The following is a 9,383-nucleotide window of genomic DNA, read 5'->3' on the forward strand; positions in this document are numbered from 1 at the left end:
CCGTGCTATTTAACGATCAGCGCGACAACGAAGCCGATCAGAGCCAGAGCCTCGCCGAAGGCGGAGCCCATGATGAAGACGGTGAACACGCGGCCCTGGACCTCAGGCTGACGGGCCATAGCACCCGTAGCACCCAGAGCAGACAGGCCGATAGCAAGACCAGCGCCGATAACACCGAGACCGTAACCGATAACTCCCACGATTCCTCCTTTGTCGTGCGTGTCTTATTTCACGCAGGATAACCTTTTTATAACTGCCGGGCTCCATGGGTACGGGCACCGGCGGTTTAACGAATTGCCTTACCTTTAAGGCGCGAACGGAAGACTACTCCTCCTCCGCGACCTCCTCTGCCTCGGAGACATACACGGCGGTAAGGACCGTGAAGACGTAAGCCTGGATGGCGCCGACCACAAGCTCGATCGCATAGATCAGGATGAGGATGGCAAGCCAGGCCAGCGAAGGCAGGGCGCCGACGGCATGCGCCGCGGAAACCTGCTGAAGCAACGGCTGCATGAACATGCTCGCCATGATGGCGAACGAGCCCATGACCACGTGTCCTGCGAACATGTTGCAGAACAGACGGACGGCGAGCGTGATGAGGCGCAGGAAGGTCGAGAAAAGCTCGACGACCCACACGAGCACGTTCATCGGGAAGCTCACGCCCTGCGGGGCGAGGCTCTTGATGTAGCCGATCACGCCGTGAGCCTTGCATCCGTAGTAGATGAAGTACACGAAGGCGAAGATGGCGAGCGCGGCAGTGGAGCCGATTGCGCCGGTGCCGGGCTTCATTCCCGGGATCAGGCCGATCATGTTATTGATCAGGATGAACAGGAAAAGCGAGCACAGGAACGGGAAGTGCTTCTTCCAGTTCTCACCCACGACGCCCTTGCCGATATCGTTCTCGACGTACTCGATGATGTACTCGAAACCGTTGACGAAGAAGCCCTTGGGAACCAGGGTCTGCTTCTTCTTGAACACGGCCAGGACGATCAGGAGCACGATCGTGGAGACGATCAGCCAAAACGAGTACTGCGTGATGCCGCAGCTTAGATCGCCCACGACAGGGGTGGAGCTGAACTCGCTGACCAGATGATTAATCTCATCAGGCAGCTTTTCAAAAATTTCCACGACTTACCTTTCGACCTCATGAGGATCTCGCAGCGCCTTGGCGACACGAACCGTGCAGGCGGCCATAAAGGCCACGAAGCCGATCGCCTCGCCCAGGAGGAACATGCGAAATGCCTCTCCGAACAACACAAACACAACCAAGGTAAAGACGAGCAGGGCGATCGCCGAGACCGCCAGACTCACCATACCCTTGAGCATGTCCGCATTCTGCTTATCGTCAAGAACCGGCTTGAGCGTAAAGACAAAGGGAAGGAAGGCAATTGCGCCCGCGATGGCGCCTGCAACGATAGCGAGCAGATCGGCTATCTGAAACACTGGCGTCCTCACTTTCCTTTTTAACGCTTCACAGAACAGTTCCCGCCAAACATTGGTGACTATTGTACGAGCCAATCGCTAAAGTACAACCGAAAAAGCATCGGTTAATACGCACCTGTTCGTTTTCTTAAGACCTTCTTTATGCCGCAGGTACGGTAATACGTTTTTCTCGAACCCTGCAGGGCAAAACGTCCGTTAACAGGAGTGCGCGCGGTCGCCTTTTGTTCGTCCGCGCGCACCGTTTCTTCGTATTTGCAGCCGCGGCCGTCTTAGCCCAGCGACTAGAGCGTGCCGTAGATGCGGTCACCGGCGTCGCCCAGGCCGGGAACGATGTAGGCCGCCTCGTTGAGATGGTCGTCGATGGCGCAGGTATAGATATGCACATCAGGGTCCTTCTCAGTCAGCGACTTGAGGCCCTCGGGGGCCGCGACGATGCACAGCATGCGGATGTCCTTGACACCGCGCTCGCGCAGGTAGCTAATGGCCATCTCGGCCGAACCGCCCGTGGCGAGCATGGGGTCGACGACCAGGCAGATGCGCTGGTCGATATCCTTGGGCATCTTGCAGTAATACTCGTGCGGCTCGTGGGTAACCTCGTCGCGCTCCATGCCGATGTGGCCCACGCGAGCGGAGGGCACCAGGTCGAGGATGCCGTCGACCATGCCAAGGCCCGCACGCAGGATGGGCACGATGGCGAGTTTCTTGCCAGCAAGCTGTTTGAACGTGGCAGTAGTGATGGGGGTCTCGACCTCGATGTCTTCCATAGGCAGGTCGCGCATGGCCTCGTAGCCGTCAAAAAGCGCGAGTTCGCGCACGAGCTGACGGAACTGGTTGGTGCCGGTGTTTTTGTCGCGCAGGATCGACAGCTTGTGCTGGACGAGCGGGTGATCGACAAGCGTCACACGGGACGCATCGTAGGTGACGGTCATGGATTGATTGCCCCTTTCGTTGCGGCCGCAAAACGGCCTTGCTGACAAGGCGTGCAGCAATGTTGCCGCCGCACGCCATGCATTAGTTTAGCGGTTTGTTGTATCGAGCAGCCCATCGCAGCCCTACTGTGAGGTGCTGAGCGAGCGCCTGACTGCATCACGCCAGCCCGCAAGGTTTTGCTCGCGGCGCCCGGCGGACATGTGGGGAAGGAAGGTCCTAACGATCTGGGCATTTTGCTCCAGCTCCTCCAGGTCTTCCCAATAGCCGACGGCAAGACCCGCCAAGTACGCGGCACCGATTGCCGTGGTCTCCACCGTCTCGCATTGCAGCACGGGGATATCCAGCAGGTCGGCCTGGAATTGCATGATGAACTCGTTGCGCGAGGCACCGCCATCGACAGACAGGCGCTCGATCGAAAGCCCCACGTCCTGCTCCATGGCGCGCAGCACGTCGTAGCTCTGATATGCCATGGATTCGCAGGCGGCACGTACGATGGTCGCACGGCTCGAGGCGCCGGTCAGACCGCACACGATACCGCGGGCATGCGGGTCCCACCAGGGAGCGCCCAAACCCGCAAAGGCGGGAACGAAGTAGCAGCCCTCGTTGTCGCTAATCGAAGCGGCGAGTTGTGCCGACTCGCTCACGCTCGAGATGATGCCCATGTTGTTGCGAAGCCAGTTCATCGTTGAGCCGGCGGCAAAAATAGAGCCCTCGAGCGCATAGCTGACTTTGCCGTCCGCAGCGATACCGATGGTGGAGACCAGGCCATTCTTGGATTCGACGATCTCGTCGCCGGTGTTCATGAGCATAAAGCAGCCCGTGCCATAGGTGTTTTTGGTCTGGCCGGGATAGAAGCAGCAGTGGCCGAACAGCGATGCCTGCTGGTCGCCCGCCACGCCCATGATGGGCGGCATGTTGGTCATGATGTCGCTCGCGACGCGGCCGTAGTCGCCCGAGCTCCAGCGAACCTCGGGCATCATGGAACGTGGAACGTCAAAGAGCGCCAGCAGGTCGTCGTCCCAATCGAGCGTATGGATATTAAAGAGTGCCGTGCGGCTGGCATTGGTGTAGTCGGTGGCAAAGACCTGGCCGCCGGTGAGGTTGTAGATGAGCCAGGTGTCGATGGTGCCAAACATGAGGTCGCCCGCCGCCGCGCTCTCGCGTGCGCCGTCGACGTTGTCGAGAATCCACTGCACCTTGGAGGCCGAGAAATACGGGTCAAGCGTAAGTCCCGTGCGGGAGCGCACCAGCTCCTCGCAACCCTGTTCAACCAACGCGTCGATCGCCGGCGCGGTACGACGGCACTGCCATACGATGGCGTTATAGATGGGCTGGCCGCTCACGCGGTCCCAGACCACCGTGGTCTCGCGCTGGTTGGAGATGCCGATGGCGGCGATGCGATCGGAATGGATGCCGCTCTTAAACTGAACCTCCATCATGACGGCAATCTGGCTGGCAAGGACCGTCATGGGGTCTTGCTCTACCCAACCGGGACGCGGAAAACTCGTTTTGACGCTGCGACGTGCCTGCGCGACGATGCATCCGTACTCGTCGACGATGGTCGCAAGTACCGAGGTGGTGCCGCAGTCGAGCGCCATGATGTAGGAACCGACAAAGTTAAACGAGGCATCTTCCATGCCCAGGCTGCCCAGATTCAACGACATCGCTTACAACTTTCTATTGCATCGGGTCGGACAGGACCCGCTCGATCTCTGATGCGGGAAGTGCGCCTTGGCGCAGGATCTTGAGCCCGCCGTGCTGGAACGACACGATGGTCGAGGCGTCGCGACACGGGGTCTCACCGGCGTCGACGGCAACATCGACCCCCTCCAGAATGCGACCCTCGACGGCGGCAAAGCTTGCCGGCGAGGGCGCGCCGTGCGTGTTGGCGCTCGTGCAGGCAAGGGGACTGCCGCAGGCGCGGATGAGCGCTTGGACCACGGGAGAGGCCGAAGCGCGCAGGGCCACCGTATCGTCGGCGGCACGCATAAAGGTCGGCACGCAGGGGGCTGCCTTGACCACGATAGTCAGGGCTCCCGGCCAGCATCGTCGCGCGAGCACGCGGGCATCTTCCGGGATGTCCACGCCATAGCGGTCGAGTGCTTCAACGCCATCGACCAGCCAAGCAACGGTTTGCGTGAGTTCACGTTGCTTGAGAGTGAAGATACGTCGATAGCCGGTGCCAAGCGCAGGGACTGCGGCACCGTTGACGGCAGCCTGCGGATCGCGCGGCCACGATGGGAATTCGCTTGTATCTTGGGGCACGGCGTCCGAGAAGGCGTTGACTGCCACGGCGACACCGTAGACGGTCTCGGTCGGGATCAAAGCCAGGCCGCCGCGGCCGAGCACCTCGGCCGTGCGCTCGACGGCAAGCCGATGCGGATCGCGCGTTCCCTCGTATACCCGATAGACCGTCTGCATGTGTATGCCAGCCCCTTACGCTCCGGTGCAAGTTTGTTTACTGTGGGGCATTCTCGCACGAAACATTCAACCTATTTGCCCAGAGCGCATGTTGGTTTGGTGAGCGGCTATAGTAGTCGGTGAAAGTGAGGGGTTATTGAAGGCATTTAGCGAGCAAGCGTAACGGTACGATCGGGAAACTCAATGCTCGCAACCAGTTTTCCGCCGAGACTCTCTGCGTACCTGCTCAGCGTGTCGAGCCTCATCGAGCCCAACTCCCCGCGCTCGAGCTCAGATACGCGTTTTTGAGAAACGCCCATCGACTGGGCAATCGACGCCTGCGTTAGATCCTTTAGCTTGCGAATCTGAGCAAGCTTATAGGCTTCGACGCGCTCGCGAGTCTTCTCCTGCTCGGCGGCAATAGAGTCGCGTGTTATCCCGCGGGATTCCATATACTCATGCAGTTCCACCTCGATCGAGCCCCCTTACGTGGCGACGGTATATTTGCTCGGCCCTTGGAATGTTGATCGCATACCAACCGTTCCATTTTGCCCTTGACGATCCCGCTCGCGACTTATCACCCGCCAATAGCAATACCGCCTGGCGCTTGGGGTCAAAGGCGAAGAGGATGCGAATCACCCGCCCACCACACGACGTCACTCTCAGCTCCTTTAAATGATGAAGCTTCGAGCCCTTTACGCGGTCAACCAGCGGACGACCAAGGCCGGGACCTTCCTTCTCGAGCACCAAAAGGTCTGCATAAATCTGCTTCAGCGTAGCTTCATCCTGCTCATCAAGCCAAGGTTCAATGTAATCAAGCACGATACGGTACCGATGCAGCTGATTTGACATACCTTTCTCCTTCTATAGTAGAAGTTTTACGGTATATTGCAAGGACAAACTTGCGCAAATGTCTATTTATTCAGCTTAAATACGCTGTTTGGGCTCGGTGACGATGGCTCGAACGATGCGGGGACGATCGGTGAGGTCGTGGACGATACGCACGTCCGAAAGGCCTGCTTGACGACAGAGCTCGGCCGCGGCGTCGAGCGCGCCCTCGTAGAGCTCGCAGGCAAACAGGCCGCCGGCACGCAGCATGTAGGGCGCCGCGTTGAGCAGGCGGCGGAAGATATCGAGACCGTCGGCACCGCCCTCGAGCGCCAGATCGGGCTCAAAGTCCTTGACCTCATGCGGCAGCGAGCGCATGACATCGGTGGGGATGTAGGGCGGGTTGGAGACGAGTACGTCAAAGGTGCCCCACTCTTCGCGGGGAATGGAACTCACCAGGTTGGTGAGGCTGAAGGCGACCTCGTCGGACGTGAGGCCAAGCGCATCGCGGTTTTTGGTAGCAAGGTCGATGGCGCGCGGCTCGATATCGGTAGCAGTGCAGGTAACGTGCCCGCGGCGCTCCCAGGCAAGGGAGAGCGAAATGCAGCCCGTGCCGCAGCCGACCTCGAGAACGCGGGCAGTGCGGGGCTCGGCTGGGGCAGATACGTTAGCCTCGGCGGCATCTTGCGCGGGAGTCGCCTGTTGGTCGTTGTCCTCAATGGCGATGCCGTATTCGTCGAGCTCGGGCTCGGGGGTTTCCATGGCCTCTGCTTCTGCCGCTTCGGCTTCTGCTGCCTGCGCGGCGGCTTCCTCGGCCTCGCGGTCGGCCAGTTCCTCGGCATAGGCGCGGCTACCCAGTACGTCGCCGCCTAGCACCGCCTCATCGGCAGCCGTCAGGTTAGCGGCGCGGCGCTCGGCGGTCGCCCGTTCGTCTGCCAGCGCGGCCTCGGCCTTGCGTGCCTCCTCGACCTCATCGTTCCAAGGCAGCTCAACACGCTGACGGGCGACAGCCTCGGGGCTCAGCACCTCGGCATCCAGATAATTGAGGACATCCTCGACGAGCATCTCGGTCTCGGGACGCGGAATGAGCACGCCGGGGGCGCACGCGACGTCAATCATGCGAAACTGCGTGCTGCCGGTGATGTACTGCAGCGGTTCACCTTTAGCGCGACGAACAACGGCCGCGTGCATGGTCTCGAGCTGAGCCGCGTTAAGCGTCTCGTCCATGCGCATATATAAGTCGATGCGTGCCAAACCCGTGGCAGCGCAGAGCAGCCACTCGGCAGAAAGACGGGGGTGTTCCTCGCCGCGCTCGGCCAGGTACTCCTTGGTCCACTCGAGACAACGCTTGATGGTCCAAATCTCGTTTGCCATGGGGCCCTCCCCTCTTAAGCGCCGGACGGCGCGCGAATGTCGGAGCAGATTGTACGCGAGGCCAGCGCTTGGCAAGGGACGATTGAAGGCGATTATCGAGAATCAGCCCAGATTTTTGCTTGGAACCTGCCTGAAGTGCTCATTCGTCGACGTCAAAATCTGCATTCGTCAAGCTTTTGGCAAGGTTGACCCAAAACTGACCAATATCTAACCAAGAACTTGCCAAATCACTTGACGTGCGACGCATCAAAAAATGCACTGCGACTTCTTGAACGATTTTTTGAGCATTATTTTCAATAGCAGATAAATGCCGCTAATTTCTTTGAGCAGGTAGCCGGCTTCATGGCCATCAAAGCCGATTGAATAACATCTCAAAGCAATGTGCCCAACCTAGTCATTTAAGAACGTCCCCAATGACTACCTCTAAGGCGCCGCAGGTTGAGCATACCGCATCCGGAGCAAGGCAGCGCCGCAGGTAGAGGACGGACAGCGAGCGGGTCGCATTTGAGACAAGGTGACGTGAAACGAAAGGGCGCTGACCTTCTGGTCGCGCCCTTGAAGTTGAACGTCAGATTGTCCAAATGCGGCCCGCGCAGCGTCGGCTGGTCCGCCGTTCGGTAGAACGGCGGAACCTACACAGCCTGTGCCAGCTTCTCGGCACGCTCGGCGGCGGCGAGTGCCTCGATGACGGTGCCGAGCTGATCGCCCAGGAGGACGCCGTTGTAGGTGGAGTTGAAGCCGATACGGTGATCGGTCACGCGGTCCTGGGGCTGGTTGTAAGTACGGATCTTCTCGGAACGGTTGCCGTGGCCGATCTGGCTCTGGCGCTCGGCACCGAGCTCGGCCTGCTGCTTCTCGAGCTCCATCTCGTACAGACGGGCGCGCAGCATCTGCATGCAGACCTCGCGGTTCTGGATCTGGGAACGCTGCTCCTGCGACTGCACCACGGTGTTGGTGGGCAGGTGGGTAATGCGCACGGCGGAGTAGGTGGTGTTAACGCACTGACCGCCAGGGCCGGAGGCGCAGTAGGTGTCGATGCGCAGGTCGGACTGGTTGATCTGAACGTCGATCTCCTCGGCCTCGGGAAGCACGGCGACGGTCGCCGTGGAGGTCTGAATGCGGCCCTGGGACTCGGTCTTGGGAACGCGCTGGACGCGGTGCACGCCGGACTCGAACTTCATGACGGAGTAGACGCGGTCGCCCTCGACCTTGAACTCGATGGACTTAAAGCCGCCTGCCTCGCTGGGGCTGGAATCGAGCACGGTGGTCTTCCAGCCGCGCGATTCGCAGAAGCGCTGGTACATCTTGTACAAGTCGCCGGCGAAGATGGCTGCCTCGTCGCCACCGGCGGCGGAGCGAATCTCGACGATGGTGTTCTTGTCGTCGTTGGGGTCACTCGGGATGAGCATGTACTTGATGTCTTCCTCGAGCTGGGGAAGCTTTTCCTCGTTCTCGGAGATGTCCATCTGGAGCATCTCCTTCTCGTCCGCATCGCTGGTGTCGCGGAGCATCTCCTTGGCGGCCTCGATGTCATCGAGCGCGCCGATGTACTCGCGCGAGGCGGCGATGAGGTCGGACTGGTGCGCGTACTCCTTGTTGAGACGCGTGAACTCCTTGATATCGGAGGCGACGGCCGGGTCAGAAAGCTTCTTCTCGAGCTCCTCGTAGGCCTTGATGATCTTTTCGAGCTTGTCGCGCATGGCGGGACTCCTTTATGTGCGTGAAGGCGAAAATCGGCAGAGTTGATGGGGCGCGCGGCGCCACTGCGGGGGTAAGCCCAGCTAGAACATGTCGATCTTCAGATACATGCGCATCCCTTCACGTATGGGGTACATAGTTGCGGTCTAACCCATATATGATAGCGTGCGCAGGCAAACCTGCATATAACCCGCACGGAATGCGACAAAGGGTCAGTCTCTTTCCTTGAATACAACTTCATCCGAACGCCTCCCGCATTCATCCGCACATATACGGATAAATTTGGGAATCCGATACCCTGAGGGCCGGATCGGCCGGCCCCGGGAGATCGGAGGACGCCATGTCCGGAAAGGGCGGGAAGGGCGCCGCGAGGGCGGTCCCGAGGACCCACGGCAGGCTCACCGGGTACGAGCGGAACACGGTCCAGAGGATGCTGAAGCGCAGGGTTCGCTCGGCCACTTCCTCGAGAGGTTCAAGGGCGTATCGACCCGCAGGCTCCACAGCTGCCTGATGTGGTTCAGATGGCTGCGCGAGGCCGCACGCGTCGGGAACAGGACGTCGCTCATGCGCGAGCAGCTCGACGACGGGCGCTACGAAAAGATCCGGAAGAAGATGATGGAGCCGGAGTACGAGTTCCATCTGGAGCCGGACGTGCAAACGGCGGGTTAACATAGCCTTTCACCAAAAAGGGCGAGCGGCCGCGCCCTGCG

The 9,383-nt window shown here is 60.1% G+C and carries 10 protein-coding genes; all 10 read right to left on the bottom strand.

Features of this window, described 5'->3' with window-relative positions; genetic code table 11:
• Positions 1-5 precede the first annotated feature (5 nt).
• Positions 6-200 (bottom strand): ATP synthase subunit c family protein, encoded by a 195-nt coding sequence (locus I4W07_RS02385; RefSeq protein WP_022094262.1) that lies wholly within the window; start codon positions 198-200, stop codon positions 6-8.
• Between the two features lie 124 nt (positions 201-324).
• Positions 325-1,128, bottom strand: coding sequence for a F0F1 ATP synthase subunit A (atpB, locus tag I4W07_RS02390; protein ID WP_022094263.1), 804 nt, complete (start codon positions 1,126-1,128; stop codon positions 325-327).
• A gap of 3 nt (positions 1,129-1,131) precedes the next feature.
• Positions 1,132-1,443 carry a hypothetical protein gene (locus I4W07_RS02395; protein WP_022094264.1) on the bottom strand — a complete coding sequence of 104 codons (312 nt, stop codon included), beginning with the start codon at positions 1,441-1,443 and terminating at the stop codon, positions 1,132-1,134.
• 281 nt (positions 1,444-1,724) lie between these two features.
• Positions 1,725-2,372 carry a uracil phosphoribosyltransferase gene (gene upp, locus I4W07_RS02400; protein ID WP_196025496.1) on the bottom strand — a complete coding sequence of 216 codons (648 nt, stop codon included), beginning with the start codon at positions 2,370-2,372 and terminating at the stop codon, positions 1,725-1,727.
• 123 nt (positions 2,373-2,495) lie between these two features.
• Entirely contained in the window at positions 2,496-4,037 is a 1,542-nt protein-coding gene (gene glpK / locus I4W07_RS02405) for a glycerol kinase GlpK (protein WP_196025497.1), read from the bottom strand.
• A 13-nt stretch (positions 4,038-4,050) separates the two neighbouring features.
• Positions 4,051-4,794, bottom strand: coding sequence for an L-threonylcarbamoyladenylate synthase (locus I4W07_RS02410; protein ID WP_196025498.1), 744 nt, complete (start codon positions 4,792-4,794; stop codon positions 4,051-4,053).
• A gap of 146 nt (positions 4,795-4,940) precedes the next feature.
• Positions 4,941-5,243, bottom strand: a complete 303-nt coding sequence (locus I4W07_RS02415; RefSeq protein WP_196025499.1) for a helix-turn-helix domain-containing protein — start codon at positions 5,241-5,243, stop codon at positions 4,941-4,943.
• The gene (locus I4W07_RS02420) at positions 5,230-5,625 is read right to left on the bottom strand and encodes a type II toxin-antitoxin system RelE/ParE family toxin (RefSeq protein ID WP_196025500.1); all 396 of its coding nucleotides are present in this window, start codon (positions 5,623-5,625) and stop codon (positions 5,230-5,232) included. The genes I4W07_RS02415 and I4W07_RS02420 overlap by 14 nt, the downstream gene beginning before the upstream one ends.
• 75 nt (positions 5,626-5,700) lie before the next feature.
• Positions 5,701-6,975 carry a N5-glutamine methyltransferase family protein gene (locus I4W07_RS02425; RefSeq protein ID WP_196025501.1) on the bottom strand — a complete coding sequence of 425 codons (1,275 nt, stop codon included), beginning with the start codon at positions 6,973-6,975 and terminating at the stop codon, positions 5,701-5,703.
• A gap of 632 nt (positions 6,976-7,607) precedes the next feature.
• Positions 7,608-8,675: a peptide chain release factor 1 gene (gene prfA / locus I4W07_RS02430; RefSeq protein WP_138375237.1), complete on the bottom strand. Its 1,068-nt coding sequence runs from the start codon at positions 8,673-8,675 to the stop codon at positions 7,608-7,610.
• Positions 8,676-9,383 lie beyond the last annotated feature (708 nt).

The organism is Collinsella aerofaciens (assembly GCF_015670745.1).
Classification (GTDB): domain Bacteria; phylum Actinomycetota; class Coriobacteriia; order Coriobacteriales; family Coriobacteriaceae; genus Collinsella; species Collinsella aerofaciens_T.